Genomic DNA, 19,105 nt, shown 5'->3' on the forward strand with positions numbered 1-19,105 from the left:
CTTTCGCAAGCACTGCGGACACTGACTCCACCCGCGAAGGCGGGAACCCCCACGGCGCCGGTGCACCAGGCGGCGCCCTCGATGAAGAGAACGGTTGGACGATGAAGTTCAGGAAGATCGCAGTGGCGACAGCAGCCCTGCTCGGCACGGTCGCGGCCCTCACCGGCTGCTCGGCCCAGGACTCGGGATCGAGCGACGGCACCGTCGCGATGACCCTCTGGCAGAACTCGACCACGGGCCCCGGCCAGGAGTTCTGGGACAAGACGATCGCGGACTTCGAGGCCGCGAACCCCGGAGTGACCATCGAGTCGCAGGCCATCCAGAACGAGGACCTCGACGGCAAGCTCCAGACGGCGCTCAACTCGGGCGACGCCCCCGACGTCTTCCTCCAGCGCGGAGGCGGCAAGCTCGCCGCCATGGTCGCGGGCGGACAGCTGAAGGACCTCACCGACGGCATCTCGGACCAGGCGCGCAGCGAGATCCCCGAGGGCTCGTTCTCGGCGAACACGCTCGACGACAAGGTCTGGGCGATGCCGGTCGCCGTCCTCCCGGGCGGCCTGTTCTACAGCCAGGACCTCTTCACGGCGGCGGGCGTCACCGAGACGCCGAAGACCATCGACGAGCTCGACTCGGCGATCACGAAGATCAAGGGCAGCGGAGCCCAGGCCGTCGCGCTCGGCGCGAAGGACGCCTGGCCCGCCGCGCACTGGTACTACTTCTTCGCGCTCCGCGAGTGCAGCGCCGACACCATGGCCGAGGCGGCCGACACCAAGGACTTCTCGGACGACTGCTGGGTCCGCGCGGGCGAGGACCTGCAGGACTTCGCGGCCACCGAGCCGTTCAACGAGGGCTTCCTCACGACCGCCGCCCAGCAGGGCGCGGGCAGCTCGGCCGGACTCCTCGCCAACCACCAGGCGTCGATGGAGCTCATGGGCGCGTGGGACCCGGGCGTGATCGCCTCCCTCACCCCCGACGAGAAGCCGCTGCCCGACCTGGGCTGGTTCCCCTTCCCCGAGATCGACGGCGGCGACGGCGAAGCCGGCGCGATCATGGGCGGTGTCGACGGCTACTCCTGCTCCGCGGGCGCTCCCGACGAGTGCGTCGACTTCCTCAACTACCTGGCCACCTCCGACGTGCAGAAGGAGTACTACGCGGCCTTCAACGCGCCCCCGGTGAACACCGTGGCGCAGGAGGCGGTCACCGAGCCGTACCTGCAGCAGATCCTCGAGGCCTACAACTCGGCCCCGTACGTCTCGCAGTGGCTCGACACCGTCTACGGCCTCAACGTCGGCAACGCGCTGAACGTCGGAGTCGTCGACCTGCTGGCCGGCAAGAGCGACCCCGAGCAGCTGGTCGAGGCCGTCAACGCCGCCGCGGCGAAGGCCTAGCCACCATGGCACTCCGCGAGAGCCCGCTCCTCGGAGTGGATGAGCCCCGCGGGACCGCGCGCACCGGAGGCGTCACCTCGACGCCTCCGGTGCGCCGGCGCCGCCGCAGCGTGGGCTGGGCGGGGCGCTTCGAGATCGCGCTCCTGGTCGGCCCGGCGCTGATCGTCTTCCTCGCCTTCGTGATCTTCCCGGTCGTGATGGCGGCCTACTACGGCTTCTTCAGCTGGCAGGGCTACGGAGTGCCGACGGACTTCGTCGGCTTCCGCAACTACCTGACGATCCTGCAGGACCCCACCTTCCACGACGCCCTCGCGCACAACGGCATCATCGTGGTGCTCTCGCTCGTGCTCCAGGGGCCGGTCGCGATCCTCCTGGCGCTGCTGCTGAACCGCAAGCTGCGCGGGCAGTCGATCATCCGCGTCCTGATCTTCGTGCCGTACGTGATCTCGGAGGTCGTCGTCGGCACCGGCTGGAGCCTGATGCTCCAGACCAGCGGCGCGGTCAACGGCCTGCTCGAGAAGGTCGGCCTCGGCGCGCTGAAGCAGGACTGGCTCTCGGATCCGGCGATCGCGATCTGGACGCTGATGCTGATCATCACGTGGAAGTACATCGGCTTCGCCGTGATCCTCTTCCTCGCGGGTCTGCAGGGCATCCCCGAGGAGCTGTCCGAGGCCGCGGCCATCGACGGCGCCTCCTACTGGCAGGTGCAGCGGCGGATCACTCTGCCCCTGCTCGCGCCGACCCTGCGGATCTGGGCGTTCCTGTCGATCATCGGCGCACTGCAGCTGTTCGACCTCGTCTACATCATCTGGGGCCAGTACGTGTCCTCGACCGCGGGCACCTCGACCATGGCGATCTACCTGGTCACCAACGGCCGCAACGCCGGCAACTACGGGTACGGGAACGCCGTCGCGGTGGTCCTGTTCCTGATCTCGCTCGTGGTGGCGCTGCTCTACCAGCGCTTCGTGCTCCGGCGCGACACGGCGGGCGCACTGACGGGAGACAAGCGATGACCGGCACGACGATGACGGCCCCGCCGATCACTCCGGAGACCCCTCGGCCTCTCGCGGTGAAGCGGCGCCGGCAGCCCCTGGGCCGCGGCACCACGATCGCCTACGTCGTGGCGATCGTCGTGATCGCGCTGATGCTCGCCCCGGTGGCGTACATCATCCTCGGCGGCTTCCGCACGAACGCGCAGATCACCACCGACCCGGCGGGCCTGCCCTCGCCGTGGAACGTGCAGAACTACCTCGACGTGATCACCGGCGGCGTCTTCTGGCAGGAGGTCGGCAACTCCACCATCGCCGGCCTCGCGACGACGCTCGGCGTGGTCGTGCTCGGCCTGATGGCGAGCTACGTCCTGGCCCGCTACGACTTCACCGGACGCGGCGTGTTCTACGCGCTCTTCGCCGCCGGCCTGATGTTCCCGATGACCGTGGCGATCACTCCTCTCTACCTGGTGATCAAGAGCCTCGGCCTGATGAACTCGCTCGCCGGAGTGGTGCTGCCGCAGATCGCGTTCGGCCTGCCGACCACGATCATCATCCTGGTGCCGTTCCTCCGCGCGATCCCGGACGAGATCCAGGAGGCGGCCTTCATCGACGGCTGCAGCCGGATCGGCTTCTTCTTCCGGATGGTCGTGCGCCTGGCGATGCCCGGCGTGATCACCACGGGGATCCTCGCGTTCATCGCGAGCTGGAACAGCTACTTGCTGCCCCTGTTCATCCTCAACAACGAGTCCACCTTCACGCTCCCGCTCGGAGTCCAGGCGTTCTCGTCGCAGTACTCGGTCGACACGGCGAAGGTGCTCGCCTTCGTGTCGCTGTCGATGATCCCGGCGCTGATCTTCTTCAGCGTCTTCGAGCGCCGCATCGTCGGCGGGCTGACGGGGGCGGTGAAGGGATGAGCGGATCGCTCCGCCCGTCCGCCGCGTCCCCCGTCCCGTCCGCACCCGTCGCCCCACCCGCAGAGAGGGTCGCACCGTGACCGCACCGCACGCACCAGAGGATCCCCAGGCCCCGTCCGCCCGCACCACCGAGCTGCTGGGCCGGATGACGCTGGAGGAGAAGCTCTCCCAGCTGGTCGGCTACTGGGTCGACCAGGGCGGCGAGGTCGTCGCCCCGCTCGCCGGCGAGATGGCCACCTCGACCGGGTACGCCGAGGCGACCCGCGAGGGGATCGGCCAGCTGACCCGCGTCTACGGCACGCGCCCCGTCGATCCGCTCGAGCGCGCTCAGTGGCTGTGGGCGGAGCAGCGCCGACTCGTCGAGGAGACGCGGCTGGGCATCCCGGCGATCGTCCACGAGGAGTGCCTGACCGGGCTCGCCGCCTGGCAGGCCGCGACGTTCCCGACTCCGCTCGCCTGGGGCGCCTCCTTCGACCCGGAGCTCGTGGCCGAGCTCGGCGCCGTGATCGGCGGTTCGATGCGCGAGCTCGGGATCCACCAGGGCCTGGCGCCCGTGCTCGACGTGATCCGCGACCCCCGCTGGGGCCGGGTCGACGAGTGCATCGCCGAGGACCCGTACGTGGTCGGCACGATCGGCACCGCGTACGTGCAGGGGCTGCAGTCCACCGGCGTCGACGCGACGCTGAAGCACTTCATCGGCTACTCCGCCTCCCGCGGCGGCCGCAACCACGCGCCGGTGCACGCCGGACCGCGCGAGATCGCGGACGTGCTGCTGCCGCCGTTCGAGATGGCGATCCGCGACGGGGGCGCCCGCTCGGTGATGAACTCCTACGCCGAGATCGACGGGGACCCGGTCGGAGCGACGCCCGCCTACCTCACGGGCGTGCTGCGCGAGCGCTGGGGCTTCGACGGCGTGGTCGTCGCCGACTACTTCTCGGTCGCGTTCCTCCACCTCATGCACGCGGTCGCCGCCGACCTGGGCGAGGCGGCCGAGCTGGCGCTCGCCGCGGGGATCGACGTGGAGCTGCCCACGGGCGACGCGTTCCTCGCGCCGCTGGCCGCGCGCATCCGGGCCGGGGCGGCCGACGAGGCGCTGGTCGACCGGGCCGTGCTGCGGGTGCTCGCGCAGAAGGAGCGGCTCGGACTGCTCGACGCGCGCTTCGACGACGCCCCCGAGTCGATCGACCTCGACTCGCCGGCCCACCGCGACATCGCCCGCCGCCTGGCCGAGGAGTCGGTGGTGCTGCTCGCCAACGACGGCGTCCTGCCGCTCGCTGCGCCGCGCCGCCTCGCGCTCATCGGCCCCAACGCCGACAGCGCGCCCGCGCTCATGGGCTGCTACTCCTTCGCCAACCACGTGCTGGCGCACCACCCGGGCGTGCCGCTGGGCTTCGAGATCCCGACGGTCGCGGACGCGCTGGCCGGCGAGTTCGGCTCGGCCGAGCTGCTGCTCGCCGAGGGCTGCTCGGTCGAGGGGGACGACGCCTCCGGGATCGCCGAGGCGGTCCGGGCGGCCGCCGACTCCGATGTGGCGATCGTGGTCGTCGGCGACCGGGCGGGCCTGTTCGGCCGTGGCACGGTCGGCGAGGGCAACGACGTCGAGAGCCTCGAGCTCCCGGGCCGCCAGCGCGAGCTGGTCGAGGCCGTCGTGGCGACCGGGACCCCGGTCGTGCTCGTGCTGCTGACCGGCCGCCCCTACGCCGTGGGCTGGGCGCTCGACGGGCCGTCGGCTCCCGCCGCCGTGCTGCAGGCGTTCTTCCCGGGGGAGGAGGGCGCCGGCGCGATCGCGGGCGTCGTCTCGGGACGGGTCGACCCCTCCGGCCACCTGCCGGTCTCGCTGCCGCGCTCGGCCGGGGCGCAGCCGTTCTCGTACCTGCACCCGATCCTCGGCGGGCCGTCGGACGTGACCTCCGCCGACAGCACGCCGGTGCGGCCGTTCGGCCACGGCCTCTCGTACACGGCCTTCGCCCGGACGGAGCTGGCGGTCGAGGAGTCCGCCCCGACGGACGGCTCCTTCACGGCGACCGTGCGCGTGCGCAACACGGGCGAGCGGGCGGGCACCGACCTGGTGCAGCTGTACGCCCGCGACGTGTTCGCGAGCGTGACCCGGCCGGTGGCGCAGCTGCTCGGCTACGCGCGGGTCGCGCTCGAGCCCGGCGAGGAGGCGGAGGTCCGCTTCGAGGTCCCGGCCGCGCGCCTGGCCTTCACCGGACGCGAGGGCGTGCGGATCGTCGAGCCCGGCCGCGTCGAGCTGTGGGTGGGCCCGGACTGCGCGACGCGCGAGACGGAGGCGGCGCTCGAGCTGGTCGGCCCGGCCGCCGCTGTCGACGCCTCCTCGCAGCGCCTCGTCGGCACCCGGGTTCAGCGGGCGGGAGCGGGCGTCCCGGCCTGACCCCGTCCACACCGCAGGAGGGATCGCTCGCGCGGCCCGTGGATCCGAGGATCCCGGTGCCCGTGGGGCGATCCTTCCTGCGGTCTGAGCACGGCGCGGCTCCGGCACCGCTCCGGCACCGCTCTGGCGCGGCTCGGACGGGCGCGGCAGGCTGGGGGGATGAGCGACGACGCGAAGCAGACCCTCCTCCGCTACCTGCAGGAGGGGCGCGACGCCCTGCTGCAGAAGCTCGACGGGCTCGACGAGTACGACGTGCGGCGGCCGCTGGTCTCGACGGGCACGAACCTGCTCGGCCTGGTGAAGCATGTGGCGGGCACCGAGGCGGGCTACCTCGGCGCCGTGTTCGGGCGGCCGTTCCCGGAGCCGATGCCGTGGATGGAGGACGAGTCGGAGCCGAACTCGGACATGTGGGCGACGGCCGACGAGTCCCCGGCCGACGTCGTCGCGCTGTACCGCCGCGTGTGGGCCCACTCCGACGCGACGGTCGCGGCCCTCCCGCTCGACGCTCCCGGGCAGGTCCCCTGGTGGACGAACCGCGACGTGACGCTGCACCGGATCCTCGTCCACATCACCGCGGAGACGCACCGGCACGCCGGCCACGCCGACATCGTCCGCGAGCTGATCGACGGGCGGGTCGGGCTCCGGACGCCCGGCGACAACCTCCCGCCGGTGCCGGAGGAGTGGTGGCCGGAGTACCGGGAGCGCCTCGAGTCGCTGGCGCGCGCCGTCCGCGACCGGGCCTGACGTGCCGGCGTCCGTCGGCATCGCGGTCACGCCGGCACGCGCGGCGCGGCTGCTCGACGACCTCGATCCCGCGACGGAGGCGGCGCTCGATGCAGCCCTGGGCGGTCGCGGTCGCGGCCGGGCCGCCCTGCAGCGGCGCCGCGACGGGGCGTCGCCGGAGGAGCGGAGGCAGCGGGCCGCGCTCGAGCGCCGGGCGTTCAGCGCGGAGGCGGACCCCGCGGCGCTCGAGGAGCTGGCACTGCTGCGCGCGCAGCTCCGCGAGCGGGAGGAGGCGCTCGACGCCGCGGTCGTGGGTCTGGCCGTGCCCGCCGGACCCGCAGCGGCACAAGGCCGGATCGGCCGCGCGGCGGCGAGCGGCCCGGGCGGGACGCGCCGCGACCGGACCGGTGGGGACGAGACCGGCCGGCACGAGTCGGGCCGAGGCGAACCCGGCCGGGACGCGGCGCCCGGCTGGGGCGAGCGCAGCGAGACCACCGGAGGCGACGACGCCGACTCCCGCACCTCCGCCCCGCCCCGCCCGCGTCGCCGCCTCGGGGTGATCGCGGCGCTCGTCGCCGTGGTCGGGCTCGCCGCCCTCGGCACGGCCGCCTCCGTCGCGCTGGCCCCTCGCCCGTCTCTGGAGGTCTTCACCGAGCCCTGGGCCGTCCCCGACGACGTCGCCACGCGCCCGCTGTCGACCCTCGCGAGCCTCCGCGTCTTCCACTGGGGGCCGACGCGCTACCTGGGCAGCATCGCCGGAGTCGACTACTTCGCCACCCTCAGCCTCGACTCCTTCTCGGCCGCGGAGCTCGCCGACGAGTCCGTCTGCCTCTACGGGCTCGCGCGCTCCGACGGCGACGTCGTCGTCACGGACTGCGCGGCGACCGCCGACTTCATCGCGAGCGGCATGACCCTCTCGCCCGACGACTACCAGGGCGACGCGGGCGGCGCCGGAGTCGCCTGGGGTCCGACCGGAGGGATCCGCTCGGCCGGCTGAGGCGGCTGGCCCGACTCCACCGGGCCCGCCCGCCGTCCCCGATCAGCCCGGCCCTGGCCCCGCCCCGTCAGACCCGCCGCGTCGACGCCCGCTCCACCAGCGGCATCGGAACCAGCACCCGCTCTCCCGGAGCGCCGCTGAGCAGCAGCTCGACCGCCCGGCGGCCCATCTCCTCGTGCGGCAGCGCCACGGTCGTCAGCCCGGGGCGGAGGTAGGCGGCCAGCTCGTCGTCGTCGAACGACACCACGGCGACGTCGCCCGGGATCGAGAGCCCCGCCTCCGCGACCGCCTGGTAGGCCCCGAACGCCATCCGGTCGTTGAGGCAGAGCAGGAGACGGATGTCGTCGCGCCGCGCCAGCAGGTCGGCGACCGCGCGGTGGCCGTGCTCGGGCTCCCAGTCGGGGATCGACTCCTCGGCGACGAACGCGAGCCCCTTCTCGGTCATGGCGTCGCGGATTCCGGCGACGCGCTCGGCCACCGTCGCCGAGCGGAAGCGGTCGCGCTCGACCTCGTCGTTCTGCCCGATGAGCGCGATCCCGTCGCGGTAGCCGTGCGCGTGCAGCAGCTCCACCGCGGCGCGCCCGCCCGCGTACTCGTCGGGCAGGATCGACGCCGGGTGCTGCGAGTTCGTCGCGTTGAGCATCACCACGGAGGTGGAGGCGGGCAACTCCGGCACGTAGAACTCGCGGGAGCGCATCGAGGCGAAGATGATGCCGTCGACCTGGCGGTCGAGCACCGCGTCGACGGCCTCGGCCTCGCGCGCCGGATCGCCGCCGGTCTCGAGGAGCAGGACGACGTGCCGGGCCGCCTCGGCCGCCGTGAGCGCGCCCTTGATCAGGCCGCCGGCGAAGCGCGTGGTCGCGATCTGGTCCGAGATGAAGCCGATCGTGCGGGTCTTGTCGGTGCGGAGCCCGCGGGCGGCGACGTTGGGCCGGTAGTGCAGCGCCTCGGCGGCGGCGAACACCCGCTCGTGGGCGTCCTTCGACAGTCCGGTCTCGGGCTTCCCGTTCAGGATCATCGACGCGGCCGAGATCGACAGCCCGGCCTCGCGGGCCACGTCGGCGAGCGTCACGCGCTTCTTCGCCATGCCCGCCGCCTCCCGCCGTCGCCCTTGACAAGTCTTCCGTGTGCACAGACTATATCCACACCTGAAACCTTTTAGTCCCCCGCTCAAAGGTTTCAGGCGGCCGTCCGGAGCCGCGGCTCGAGCCCCTCCGGGCGGCCGGGCACCAGCAGCACCTGCACCCACGACGAAGGAGTCACCGCATGTCTTTCCCCACCCCCGGCGCGCCGATCGGCCGCAGGACCGTCCTGGTCGGCGCCGGCTCGGTCGCGGCCCTGTTCACCCTCGCCGCCTGCGCGCCCGGAGGCTCGAGCGCTCCGGCCGCGAGCTCCTCGGTCGACGTGAGCACCGAGCTCACCAGCGACTCCGTCGAGCTCGTCATCGCCGACGAGACCGGCTTCCCCGTCACCGACAAGCTGACGGAGGAGTTCACCAAGCAGTTCCCGAACGTCACCTTCACCATCAACCGCGACACCTTCGCGAACCTCACCGCCAACTCGCCGAAGCTGCTCGCGAGCGACACGCCCCGGACCTCATCCGCCTCCCCACCATCGGCGACACCGTCAAGGACGGCCTGCTCGCGAACCTCGACCCGTGGTTCGACGCCTACGGCTGGGACGCCTGGTCGGCCTCGCAGCTCGCCCCGCTCCGCGTCGACTCCGACGGCGTCCGCGGGAAGGGCTCGCTCTACCAGCTGGGCCTGGGCTACAGCGTCACCGGCATCTACATGAACCTCGAGCTCGCGAAGCAGCTCGGGATCGACGCCCCGCCGACCACGCTCGCCGAGTTCGAGGAGGACCTCGCGAAGGCGAAGGCCGGCGGCGTCCTGCCGATCATGGCCGGCGACAAGGACGGAGTGGTCAACTTCGTCGTGCAGGCGGCGATGAACCAGTACGCCGACAAGCAGGAGATGGCCGACTGGATCTTCACGGTCCCCGGCGCCACCTACGAGACCGACGGCAACGTGAAGGGTGCGGAGCTCGTCCGCACCTGGGCCGACGCGGGCTACTTCCCCTCGGACATCAACGCGATCGACTACTCCTCCTTCGTCAGCCGCTTCCAGGGCGGCGAGGGCCTGTTCGCCTTCAACGGCAACTGGGCGGCCGCCGACACGCAGACCAAGATGGGCGACGGCGTCGACTTCTTCCTGGTGCCCCCGGCCGAGGAGGGCGGGAGCCACGTGGCCATGGGCGCCGCCAACTCGTTCTCGGTCGCCGCGAAGTCGTCGCACCTCAACGAGATCGTCTTCTTCCTCAACTGGATCCACACGAACGAGGCCGCGCGCCAGATCGTCGTCGACGTGACCGGTGCCGCTCCCGGCGGCGACCCGGCCCAGGCGCTCCCCGAGGTCGAGTCGGGCTCGCTGCTCGAGCAGGCGCTCGCCATGTCGGCGCAGATCGGCGCGGAGGACGGCCAGGTCGACTTCATGTCGAACGCGACCGCGGGCATCTACGCGGGCGCGATCATCCCGGAGTCGCAGCTGCTGGTGACCAGCCAGATCTCCGGCCAGGACTTCGTCACGGCCGTGCAGGAGTTCTACGCGAAGGAACTCGCCGGATGACCGCGGCCGGCCCTCTCGTCTCGAGCGCCGTCGACCGCGGGGGCCGGAGCGGGACGCCGCGCCGCAGGAGCACTGCGGCGCGGCGGGCGACCCTCGTCGGCTGGCTCTTCGTCGTGCCGGCCCTGCTCGTCTACATCGCGTTCGTCATCTATCCGCTGATCACCGGGGTGCAGTACTCGTTCTACAAGTGGAACGGCGTCGGCCCCTCCGAGTGGGTGGGCTTCGCGAACTACCTCCGCGTGTTCACCGATCCCGACCTGCTCGGCTCGATCGGCAACGCCTTCGTGCTGATCCTCTACTTCACGGTGATCCCGGTCTCGGCGGGCCTGGTCCTCGCGAGCCTGCTGCGCTCGATGCGCCCCGGCGTCTTCTCGAGCGTGTCGCAGACGATCCTCTTCCTGCCGCAGATCATCCCGCTCGCCGCGGCCGGCATCGCCTGGTCGTGGATGTACTCGCAGACCGGAGCGGTCAACCAGATCCTGCAGGCCGTCGGGCTCGGCTCGCTCGCGCGGCCGTGGCTGGGCGACTTCCAGACCGCCCTCCCCGCCGTCGGCCTGATCGGCTCGTGGGTGCTCACCGGGCTCTGCACGGTCCTCTTCCTCACCGGCATCGGCAAGATCGACGTCTCGCTCTACGAGGCCATCCGTCTCGACGGCGGCACGTGGCTGCGGGAGTTCTTCACCATCACGGTCCCGGGCCTGCGCCAGGAGATCTCGGTGCTCACCACGATCACCGTGATCGCAGCGCTGAGCAGCTTCGACATCATCTACACGACCACGCTCGGCGGGCCGGGCCGCTCGACCCTGGTCCCCGGCATCTCGATCTACCGGATCGGCTTCACGCAGAGCGACGTGGGGCTCGCCTCCGCCTTCGGGATCGTGCTGATGGTGCTCGTGCTCGCCTGCGTCCTCCCCCTCCAGCGCCTCTCGAGAGTGAGCGACCGATGATCGTCACCAAGTCCGAGGTCGTCATCGGCCGCGTCGTCCTGATCGTCGTGCTCGTGCTGACCGTCATCCCGCTGGTCAACATGCTCTCGGCGGCGCTGCAGCCGGCGGACGTGAATCCGACCGGCCTCACCTGGCCGACGGACCCGCAGTGGGGCAACTTCGCCCAGGCCTTCGAGACGGGGCACGTCCTGCAGCTGATGGGATCGAGCGCCCTGATCGTGCTCGGCGTCGTCCCGATCAGCCTGCTCTTCGCGACCCTCGCCGGCTACGCGCTCGGCAACCTGCGCATCCGCGGCGGCGGGTTCGTCTTCGTGTTCCTCATCCTCGGGCTCACGATCCCGTTCGAGTCGCTGATCATCCCGCTGTACTACGAGATCCAGTCGCTGGGCCTGCTGAACACGCAGTGGGCGATCATCCTGCCGCTGATCGGGCTCTACATGCCCTTCAGCGTCGTGTGGATGCGCGCGCACTTCGTCCGGATCCCGTCCGAGCTCTCGGAGGCGGCGCGCGTGGACGGCGCGACGACCTGGCAGGAGTTCCGGCGGATCCAGCTGCCGCTCGCGCGCCCGGCCCTGTCGGCGCTCGCGATCCTGCTGTTCCTCTGGACCTGGAACCAGTTCCTCCTGCCGGTGGTGCTCGTCTCCGATCCGCTGGACCGCACCGTCGCCGGAGCGCTCACCTTCTTCCAGGGGCAGTACAGCAACAGCATCCCGCTGCTCAACGCGGGCGCGCTGCTGATCATCGTGCCGACGATCCTGGTCTTCGTGATCTTCCAGCGGCAGTTCATCACCGCTCTGCTGCAGGGCGCGGTGAAGGGGTGACCGCGGTGCACGGAGTCGTGGAGCCCGGGTTCGAGGGGGTCCGCGACGCCTTCGCCGAGGCCGTCCGGCCCGGCTCGGGAGCGGCGGTCGCGGTGCGGCTGCACGGCCGGCCGGTCGTCGACCTCTGGGCGGGAGAGGCGGGGGCGGAGGAGCCGTGGCGGGAGGACACCCTCAGCGTCGTCTTCTCGTGCACGAAGGGCCTCGTCTCCCTCCTCGCCGCACGCCTCGTGCAGGAGGGGCTGCTCGACTACGACGCGCGGGTCGCCGAGTACTGGCCCGAGTTCGCCGCGGCGGGCAAGGCCGACGTGCGCGTGCAGGACCTGCTCGCCCACCGGGCCGGGCTCTCGGCCCCCCGCCTCCCGCTCACGACCGCCGACCTCGCCGACTGGGACCTCGTCACAGGGCGCCTGGCCGAGCAGGAGCCCCTGTGGGAGCCGGGCACGGGGTACGCCTACCACCCGATCACGCACGGCTGGCTGATCGGCGAGGTGATCCGCCGGGTGACCGGGCGGAGCGTCGGCGCCGCGTTCCAGGAGCGGATCGCCGGACCGGTCGGCGCGGAGGCGTGGATCGGGCTGCCCGCCTCCGAGCAGGGCCGCGTCGCGACGATGCTCGTCGGTCCCACCCTCGCCGAGCTCACGGCGGCGCAGGCCGCGGCGCGCACCCCCGGAGTCGTCGACTGGGGCGAGCGGGCGATGACTCTCGGCGGTGCGCTGCCCGTCGAGCTCGTCGGACCGGGCACGGGCTTCAACGACCCCGTGCTGCAGGCCGCCGAGATCCCCGGAGCGGGCGGCATCGGCTCGGCCCGGGCGCTCGCCGCGATCTGGTCGGCGGCGTTCACCGAAACGGACGGCGTGCGGCTGCTCGAGGACGCGACGATCGAGCGGGCCACCGCTCCGCTCAGCAGCGGCCCGCCGGTGTGGCCGGTGCCGGGCCCGTGGCCGGCCTGGGGCTGCGGCTTCCAGCTCGGCACGGACGCGCGCCGGTACCTCACGCCGAGCGGCTTCGGGCACGACGGCGCGGGCGGACAGGTCGCCTTCGCCGACCCGGACGCGGGAGTCGGCTTCGCGTTCCTCACCAACCGGATGGAGGGGGTCGGTGACGTGCGCGCGACCCGCGTCGTCGAGGCGCTCGCGACCGCGCTGGGACTGCCCGTTCCGCGCGGACTCTGACCCCTCCGCGCGGACTCTGACCCCTCCGCCCCACCCCCGTCAAGGGGTGGGGCGGCCGGTCGGCGCCGTCCTAGCGTCGGGGGACGGGCCGACCGGAGGGGCGGTCCGGGATCCAGGGGAGGGCGAGATGCAGAAGCTGTACTACGCGAGCGGATACGTGCTGCTGGGCGACGAGGTGTGCTCGGCGGTCGTCGAGTACGCGCAGGCGCTGGCGAACGTGGGGAAGTCGGACCTGGTCGTGGTGCCGTCGCTCTCGGACGAGGGGCTGCGCGGCGAGACCCGGTTGCTGGTCGGACCGGCCAGCCAGCTCTTCACCAGCCCGGCGCTCGACCGCGGCGTCGACCTCGACGACCCGGAGGCGGTGGAGTCGATGCGCGAGAAGACCCGACGGCTCCAGCCCGCGCGGCCGACCGTGCAGCCGCGCGGCGAGGGCGATGACAACGAGGACGACGGCGGGACCGACTACCTCTGACGCCTCAGGTGTCGAGCGTGGTGCTGGGGCGCTCGCCGAAGCGGTGGGCGTACGAGGCCGAGAACCGGCCGAGGTGCGCGAAGCCCCAGCGCCGTGCGACCTCGCTGACGCTGACGACTCCGGACTCGCCCGCCCGCAGCTCCTTCTGCACGCCGTCCAGCCGGATCCTCCGCAGGTAGTCGACCGCGGTGAAGCCGAATTCGCGCCGGAACTCGGTCTGCAGCGTCCGCAGGCCCATGCCCGCCGCGTCGGCGATCTGCTCGGTCCGGAGCGGCTCGTGGGCGTGCTCGTACATGTACTCGATCGCCTGGCGGAGGCGCCCCGAGCGGGGCACTCCGAGGTCGCCGGGGGTGTCCAGCGTCGAGTGCGGGAAGGTCTCGAGCAGGGCGACGGCGACCGCGCGGTCGGCCTCGCGGCGCAGCAGCGGCGAGCTGTCGGCGTCGTAGATCACCCGGGCGACCGTCGCGACGGTCGCCGACCAGCGTCGCAGCGCCGCGCCCTCGGGCCGTGAGGTCGTGTCGAAGAGGAGCGGGCCGCGGGTGCCCTCGACCTCCTCCGCGATGCCCTCGAGGTACGCGCCGTCGAAGTGGATGAGGTTCTGGCGGTAGTCGTGGAACTCGAACCGGCTGGGGCGGTCGTTGACGAAGATCGCCGGCTGCCCGAATCCGAGGGTCACCGCGTCGCCGTCGAGATCGGTGACGCCCGCGCCGGCGGTCAGCCACGAGACGACGTACTCGCCCTCGGTCTGGATCGAGCCCTGCACGGAGCCGGCGAACTGGCTGCCGCGGAGCGTCACATCGCCGTCGCCGACGGAGGTGTAGCGGTACGAGAAGTCCTCGCCGGGCTCGACGACGAAGCGGTGCCCGTTGTACGACTGCTCGAAGAGGGCCCGCGCCTGCTCGATGTCACGCCCGCCGATGTCGGAGCGCATGACCTCGTCCTTCTCGTTCATCCCGATCAGGGTCGCACGAGGAGCGCTCCTCACCGCGTGCCCCGAACGGGGAATTCGTTAAGCGGATAAACCAGTCGCGGGTCCGGCGGCGCGGGTCATGGCCTGGACGGTCGCCGCCTGGAACTGCGTGAGCAGCACCACGGTGTGCCGCGCTCCGGCTTCCACGGCGAGCGAGAAGGTGGCGCCGGCCGGAGTGGCCCGCCAGGAGCGGATGTCGCGGGTGCCGACGCGGGTCGAGTCGCCGGTGCCGGCGCTCCGCAGCACCAGGGAGTCGGGCAGCACGCAGAGCGCGCCCGTCACGCCGTCGACAGTGGAGGAGCACTCGAAGCCCGCGTCGTCGTGCACTGCACCGGCGAGCTCGACGAAGTCGGTGACCTCCATCGGCTCGTCGTCGTCGCGCCTGGACACGGCGCGCTCAGGCAGCGTGCGTGAGCCCGGAGGACTCGGGCTGCTGCGCCGGCTCGGTGACGATCCGCAGGCCCCGGCCGCTGTTGGCCTCCTCCATCAGTGCGCGCACCCAGGTGGCGTTGATCGCCGGCATGCGGCTTCCGTGGAACGAGAACTGGAGGGGGATGGTCGGGTGCAGCCAGAGCGTCTGGCGTCCGGTGCCGTGCGCGCTCGAGGCGTCGAGCTGGAAGGCGAACGCCTCGTCGCGGCGGAACTTGTTGATCATGACGATCTGGAGGTGCGCGAGTGCGCGGTCGTCGATCTCGTGCGAGGTGGGGGGAGTGCCGTAGAGGAGAGCGCCCATGGTGCGTGCCGCCGTTCTGTGCTGTGTCGCGGGTGCCGGCCGCGACGGTGGGGTGCCCCGGCGAGTGCCGCCGAGTCGAGTGTCCGGAGTGTCGATCCGGGGGTGCCGGGCTCCGGGATGTCGAGCCCGGATGCCGTCGCGCCGAGCCGTCGATCCCCGCTGACGCCTGCTCTGCAGGCCCGTGGAGTCGGGCGGTCGGGCCGTCCCTCCGGCTGTTCTCCGAAAGTACGCCCCTCGTTCGGAGGGCACGTGCCGCTATCCGGAATGCGAAGCAGTGGCCCCGGCCGCCGGGCGGACTCCCAGCCGGGTGACTCCGGGGCTCAGTTGCCGGGTGCCTCCGGTGGGCGGGGCGGCTGCGTCGAGACGGCGCGCTCGTGCGCGAGACGCCGCCTCGGCGGCGGTGTCCCGGCGAGACGGCGGTGTCTCGGCGTGTGCGGCCGGGAGGGGGAGGAGCGCTTCTGAGCGAGTCGTCGCGCCGCCGCTCCGGCGGGGCGCCGACGCTCAGAAGGCGTAGCGGACGCGGCAGTAGGGGAGGCGCTCGGCGAGGAGGGCGCGGAAGCGGTCGAGGGCCGCGCGCTTGAGGTCGCGCCGGTAGCGAATGTTGACGGCGCCGTTCTCGGAGACCTTCTGCTCCTGGCGCCCCGGCTGCCAGAGCAGCGACTCCGCCCTGGGGTGCCAGCCGAGGTTCACCTCGTGCAGGCCCTCGTTGTGGGTGAGGAGGATCACCTCGGCCGCGAGCTGCGCCTTCGCCCGCGGGTGGAGGGCGGCGTCGAGCTGGTCGAAGAGCTCGGTCCAGTCCTGCTGCCAGGTCTCGGTGAGGATCACGGGCGAGAAGTTGACGTGCACCTCGTAGCCGGCGTCGACGAAGTCGTTGATCGCCGCGATCCGCTCGGCCATCGGCGAGGTGCGGATGTCGGTGACCTTCGCCGTCTCGGCGGGCATCAGCGAGAAGCGGATGCGCGTGCGCCCGAGCGGGTCCCACTCGAGGAGCTCGCGGTTGACGTACTTGGTCGCGAAGGACGCCTTGGCGGTGGGCGACATCCGGAACAGCTCGCAGAGGTCGCGGACGTTCTCGCTCAGCAGCGCGTCGACGGAGCAGTCGCTGTTCTCGCCGATGTCGTAGACCCAGGCCTCCGGGTCGCACTGGTTCGCCTCGGCCTTGGGGCCCTGCTTGGCGATGTGCCGGGCCAGATGGCGCTGGATCTGCTCGATGTTCGTGAAGAGCGTGATCGGGTTGCTGTAGCCCTTCCTCCGCGGCACGTAGCAGTAGACGCACGCCATGGCGCAGCCGTTGGCGGTGGAGGGGGCGATGAAGTCGGCCGAGCGGCCGTTCGGGCGCGTGACGAGCGACTTCTTCACCCCGAGCACGAGCGCCTCCGTCTTGATGCGCACCCAGCGCGCGACGTTCGCCTCGTCGCCGTGCACCTCCGGGATCAGCCAGTGCGACTCGACGGGCACGATCTCGGCGCCCGGCCACCGCGCCACGACCTCCTGCCCGCGGGGCAGCTCGAGCGCGGCCGGCTCGGCGTAGATCCGCCGGACGTCGAGCAGGCGCCGCTCGCGGACCTGCGCGGACGCGGGGCTCGAAGCGGTGTCGGACATGCGTCCGTTCTACCGGCGACCACCGACATCCGCGGGGACGGGGTCGTCGCCCGCCGCTGGGATCCTGCGGCCTCCTGCAGGAACCGTGGCGCCGCTCCCTCAGGATGGAGGCATGCCCTCCTCCGCCGACCGCTTCCGCCGCGCCGCCGTCGAGCTCGCGCAGACCTCCGAGCGGCAGGTCGAGTGGGCGCTCGCCGTCGCGGAGGATGCGCGCCTCCTCGCCCTGATCGACGAGCTGCCCGCGCAGCACCGGCAGCCGTCCCTGCTCTTCTCGGTGGCGCGGCTGCTCGGCGTGCCCGACGTCGACGGCGCCGGATTCGCCGCGTGGCTCCGGAGCGAATGGGCGCGGGTGGCACCGATCGCCGCCGAGCGGAGGACGCAGACCAACGAGGCGCTGCGGTGCGCGCCCCTGGTCGCAGCGCTGGAGCGGATCACGGAACCCGGTGAGCCGGTGGCGCTCGTCGAGATCGGCGCCTCCGCGGGGCTCTGCCTGGCGCCGGAGCGGTACTCCTACGCCTTCACGGCGAGTGACGGCGAGACCCGGCTCGGGTCGGGCGCGCCTCTGCTGCGGTGCGCGGTGAGCGGAGGCGCGGCGCCGGCGCGGCTGCCGGTCGTCGCGTGGCGCCGGGGTCTCGACCTGGCGCCGCTCGACGTCCGCTCGCCCGAGGACGTCGCCTGGCTGGAGGCGCTGCTCCCGCCCGACCGCCCGGAGCGGACCGCGCGGCTCCGCTCGGCCGTGGAGACTCTGCAGGACGACCCGCCGACGATCGTCGCGGGCGATGCGGCCGCCGAGCTGCCCGCCCTGCTCGACGCGGTGCCGCCGGGTCTGCGGACGGTCGTCGTCTCGCTCGGGACCCTGGTCTACCTTCCGCGGGCCGCGCGCGAGAGCGTCCTGGCGACGGTCGCCGATCGCGGCGCGAGCCTGGTGACGCTCGAGGCGGAGGCGCTGCTCCCGCACCTCGTCGCCGCGCGCGGGGACCGCACGGCTCCCGAGCCGACGCCGTTCCTGCTCGCCGCCGACGGCGTCCCACTCGCGAGCGCGGCCGCCCACGGCGGCACCCTCTCCTGGCTGGCCTGAGCCGCGCTCCCGCGCCGGGTGCGGGGTGCCCGAAGCCCGGGAGGTGCCCGGCGCCCGGTGACCGGTGCCCGCTCCGCCCCGCTCCTCCGCCCGCTGTTCAGAAGTCGTCGCACTCGGCGTCGAGTGCGACGACTCCTGGACTCTCGCGGAGGAGCGAGCGTCGAAGCCCGAAGCCCGAAGCCCGAAGCCCGAAGCTCTGAGCTCAGGCGCTCTGCCCGATCCTCCGCCCACTGTTCACGAGTTGTCGCACTCAGCGTCGAGCGCGACAACTCCCGGACAGTCGCGAAGGAGAGGGCGTCGAAGTGCAGAGCTCAGAGCTCGGAGTCCCGGCGCTCGACCCGCGCCCACTGTTCAAGAGTTGTCGCACTCGGCGTCGAGTGCGACGACTCCTGGACTCTCGCGGAGGGGAGGACGGCCGAGCGCAGGACTCAGAGCTCAGAGCCAGAGCCAGAGCGCCCAGCGCCCCAGCGCCCTACAGTCCGTCGACGACGAGCTGCGTCGCGCGCGGGACGTACGAGGTGTTCGTGGTCGGGTCCCAGCCCACGAGCGCGACCGCGTCGCCGCCGACGCGCGCGGTGATACCCACGAGCGAGAACGGCTTGCCGCCCACGGCTCCGGACACCTTCCAGCCGAGCGTCTCGTCGGCGCCGGTCAGCGTCTGCTCGGTGCGCTCGACGGTCGTCTCGACCGGCACGCCCTGCATCGCGAAGAGCGTCGAGCCGGAGGCGCAGCGGGTGGTCGCGTCGGTGGCGCTCGCGAGGAGCGAGGCGGCCGCGTCGGCGGTGCCGGTGCTCGACACGACGGCGGTCATGGAGCGGTCGGCGCTGGTGCCGTACGAGAGTCCGGCGGCGGGCTGCGCGGTGTCCCAGCCCAGGCCGAACGGCGAGAGGCAGCTCGCGTCGGTCGCGGTGAGGCCGGGGTAGATCGAGTCGAGCATCTCCTGGATGCTCGCGTACTCGCCGGGCACGAACTGCACCCCGGTCAGCACGGCGGCCACCTGCTCGCCGGTCTTCTGAGCGGTGTCGGCGGTCGGGGCGGCGGCCGTCGCGGTGGCGGACGGGGCGGCCGACGACGAGGGGAGCGTCGGAGTGAACGGGCGGAGGGTCGATCCGCTCGTCGCGGTCCCCGCGCAGCCCGAGAGGGCGAGCAGCAGCGCGCCTCCGATCAGAGTCGTGCGCAGCAGTGTCCTGGACATCATGTCTCCCCCTTCGCCCGCCGGCGCCGCACCGGGGCGCCTGAGGCTAGCAGAGCCTCGCGTCCCGGAGGCGGCCCGGCGCCGC

At 72.6% G+C, this 19,105-nt stretch carries 18 protein-coding genes; 12 read left to right on the forward strand and 6 right to left on the reverse strand.

The genetic code is table 11. From position 1 onward, the window contains the following. Positions 1–101: 101 nt before the first annotated feature. The 6 genes from C5C49_RS08145 (at position 102) to C5C49_RS08170 (ending at position 7,406) form a co-directional block, all read left to right on the forward strand. Complete coding sequence (locus C5C49_RS08145) at positions 102–1,388, forward strand: ABC transporter substrate-binding protein (RefSeq protein ID WP_104345890.1); 1,287 nt, start codon at positions 102–104, stop codon at positions 1,386–1,388. A gap of 5 nt (positions 1,389–1,393) precedes the next feature. After that, on the forward strand, positions 1,394–2,401 hold the full coding sequence (locus C5C49_RS08150) for a carbohydrate ABC transporter permease (protein ID WP_104226347.1): 1,008 nt from the start codon (positions 1,394–1,396) through the stop codon (positions 2,399–2,401). After that, positions 2,398–3,294, forward strand: coding sequence for a carbohydrate ABC transporter permease (locus tag C5C49_RS08155; RefSeq protein ID WP_104224899.1), 897 nt, complete (start codon positions 2,398–2,400; stop codon positions 3,292–3,294). The genes C5C49_RS08150 and C5C49_RS08155 overlap by 4 nt, the downstream gene beginning before the upstream one ends. Positions 3,295–3,439: 145 nt before the next feature. Next, positions 3,440–5,686 (forward strand): glycoside hydrolase family 3 N-terminal domain-containing protein, encoded by a 2,247-nt coding sequence (locus C5C49_RS08160; RefSeq protein ID WP_104345891.1) that lies wholly within the window; start codon positions 3,440–3,442, stop codon positions 5,684–5,686. 159 nt (positions 5,687–5,845) lie between these two features. Next, the gene (locus tag C5C49_RS08165; RefSeq protein ID WP_104345892.1) at positions 5,846–6,430 is read left to right on the forward strand and encodes a DinB family protein; all 585 of its coding nucleotides are present in this window, start codon (positions 5,846–5,848) and stop codon (positions 6,428–6,430) included. Between the two features lies 1 nt (position 6,431). Then, entirely contained in the window at positions 6,432–7,406 is a 975-nt protein-coding gene (locus tag C5C49_RS08170) for a hypothetical protein (protein WP_104345893.1), read from the forward strand. A gap of 67 nt (positions 7,407–7,473) precedes the next feature. On the opposite strand, the gene C5C49_RS08175 is transcribed toward C5C49_RS08170, so the two are convergent. Then, a complete protein-coding gene (locus C5C49_RS08175) occupies positions 7,474–8,493 on the reverse strand; it encodes a LacI family DNA-binding transcriptional regulator (protein WP_104345894.1) in 1,020 nt (339 codons plus the stop codon). A 40-nt stretch (positions 8,494–8,533) separates the two neighbouring features. On the opposite strand from C5C49_RS08175, the gene C5C49_RS08180 reads away from it, so the two are divergent. The 5 genes from C5C49_RS08180 (at position 8,534) to C5C49_RS08200 (ending at position 13,442) form a co-directional block, all read left to right on the forward strand. Continuing rightward, a complete protein-coding gene (locus C5C49_RS08180) occupies positions 8,534–10,030 on the forward strand; it encodes an ABC transporter substrate-binding protein (protein ID WP_258068417.1) in 1,497 nt (498 codons plus the stop codon). Beyond that, positions 10,027–10,977 carry a carbohydrate ABC transporter permease gene (locus C5C49_RS08185; RefSeq protein ID WP_104239127.1) on the forward strand — a complete coding sequence of 317 codons (951 nt, stop codon included), beginning with the start codon at positions 10,027–10,029 and terminating at the stop codon, positions 10,975–10,977. Before C5C49_RS08180 ends, C5C49_RS08185 begins: the two co-directional genes overlap by 4 nt. Next, on the forward strand, positions 10,974–11,798 hold the full coding sequence (locus C5C49_RS08190; RefSeq protein WP_104239126.1) for a carbohydrate ABC transporter permease: 825 nt from the start codon (positions 10,974–10,976) through the stop codon (positions 11,796–11,798). The genes C5C49_RS08185 and C5C49_RS08190 overlap by 4 nt, the downstream gene beginning before the upstream one ends. Continuing rightward, entirely contained in the window at positions 11,795–12,970 is a 1,176-nt protein-coding gene (locus C5C49_RS08195; RefSeq protein ID WP_104345895.1) for a serine hydrolase domain-containing protein, read from the forward strand. The genes C5C49_RS08190 and C5C49_RS08195 overlap by 4 nt, the downstream gene beginning before the upstream one ends. A gap of 127 nt (positions 12,971–13,097) precedes the next feature. Next, complete coding sequence (locus C5C49_RS08200; protein WP_104345896.1) at positions 13,098–13,442, forward strand: hypothetical protein; 345 nt, start codon at positions 13,098–13,100, stop codon at positions 13,440–13,442. 4 nt (positions 13,443–13,446) lie between these two features. On the opposite strand, the gene C5C49_RS08205 is transcribed toward C5C49_RS08200, so the two are convergent. The 4 genes from C5C49_RS08205 to C5C49_RS08220 form a co-directional block, all read right to left on the reverse strand. Further along, positions 13,447–14,394 carry an AraC family transcriptional regulator gene (locus tag C5C49_RS08205; protein WP_104345897.1) on the reverse strand — a complete coding sequence of 316 codons (948 nt, stop codon included), beginning with the start codon at positions 14,392–14,394 and terminating at the stop codon, positions 13,447–13,449. A gap of 57 nt (positions 14,395–14,451) precedes the next feature. Beyond that, complete coding sequence (locus C5C49_RS08210; protein ID WP_104223412.1) at positions 14,452–14,802, reverse strand: hypothetical protein; 351 nt, start codon at positions 14,800–14,802, stop codon at positions 14,452–14,454. 7 nt (positions 14,803–14,809) lie between these two features. Further along, a complete protein-coding gene (locus tag C5C49_RS08215) occupies positions 14,810–15,145 on the reverse strand; it encodes an ATP-dependent DNA ligase (protein WP_104223411.1) in 336 nt (111 codons plus the stop codon). Between the two features lie 501 nt (positions 15,146–15,646). Continuing rightward, complete coding sequence (locus C5C49_RS08220) at positions 15,647–16,747, reverse strand: spore photoproduct lyase family protein (protein WP_104345898.1); 1,101 nt, start codon at positions 16,745–16,747, stop codon at positions 15,647–15,649. Between the two features lie 112 nt (positions 16,748–16,859). On the opposite strand from C5C49_RS08220, the gene C5C49_RS08225 reads away from it, so the two are divergent. Next, positions 16,860–17,825 (forward strand): DUF2332 domain-containing protein, encoded by a 966-nt coding sequence (locus C5C49_RS08225; protein WP_181135737.1) that lies wholly within the window; start codon positions 16,860–16,862, stop codon positions 17,823–17,825. 472 nt (positions 17,826–18,297) lie between these two features. Here C5C49_RS08225 and C5C49_RS08230 read toward each other — a convergent pair whose 3' ends face one another. After that, a complete protein-coding gene (locus tag C5C49_RS08230) occupies positions 18,298–19,023 on the reverse strand; it encodes a hypothetical protein (protein ID WP_146084865.1) in 726 nt (241 codons plus the stop codon). Positions 19,024–19,105: the final 82 nt, after the last annotated feature.

It is taken from the genome of Rathayibacter sp. AY1E2 (assembly GCF_002932325.1).
In the GTDB taxonomy this organism is placed as follows: domain Bacteria; phylum Actinomycetota; class Actinomycetes; order Actinomycetales; family Microbacteriaceae; genus Rathayibacter.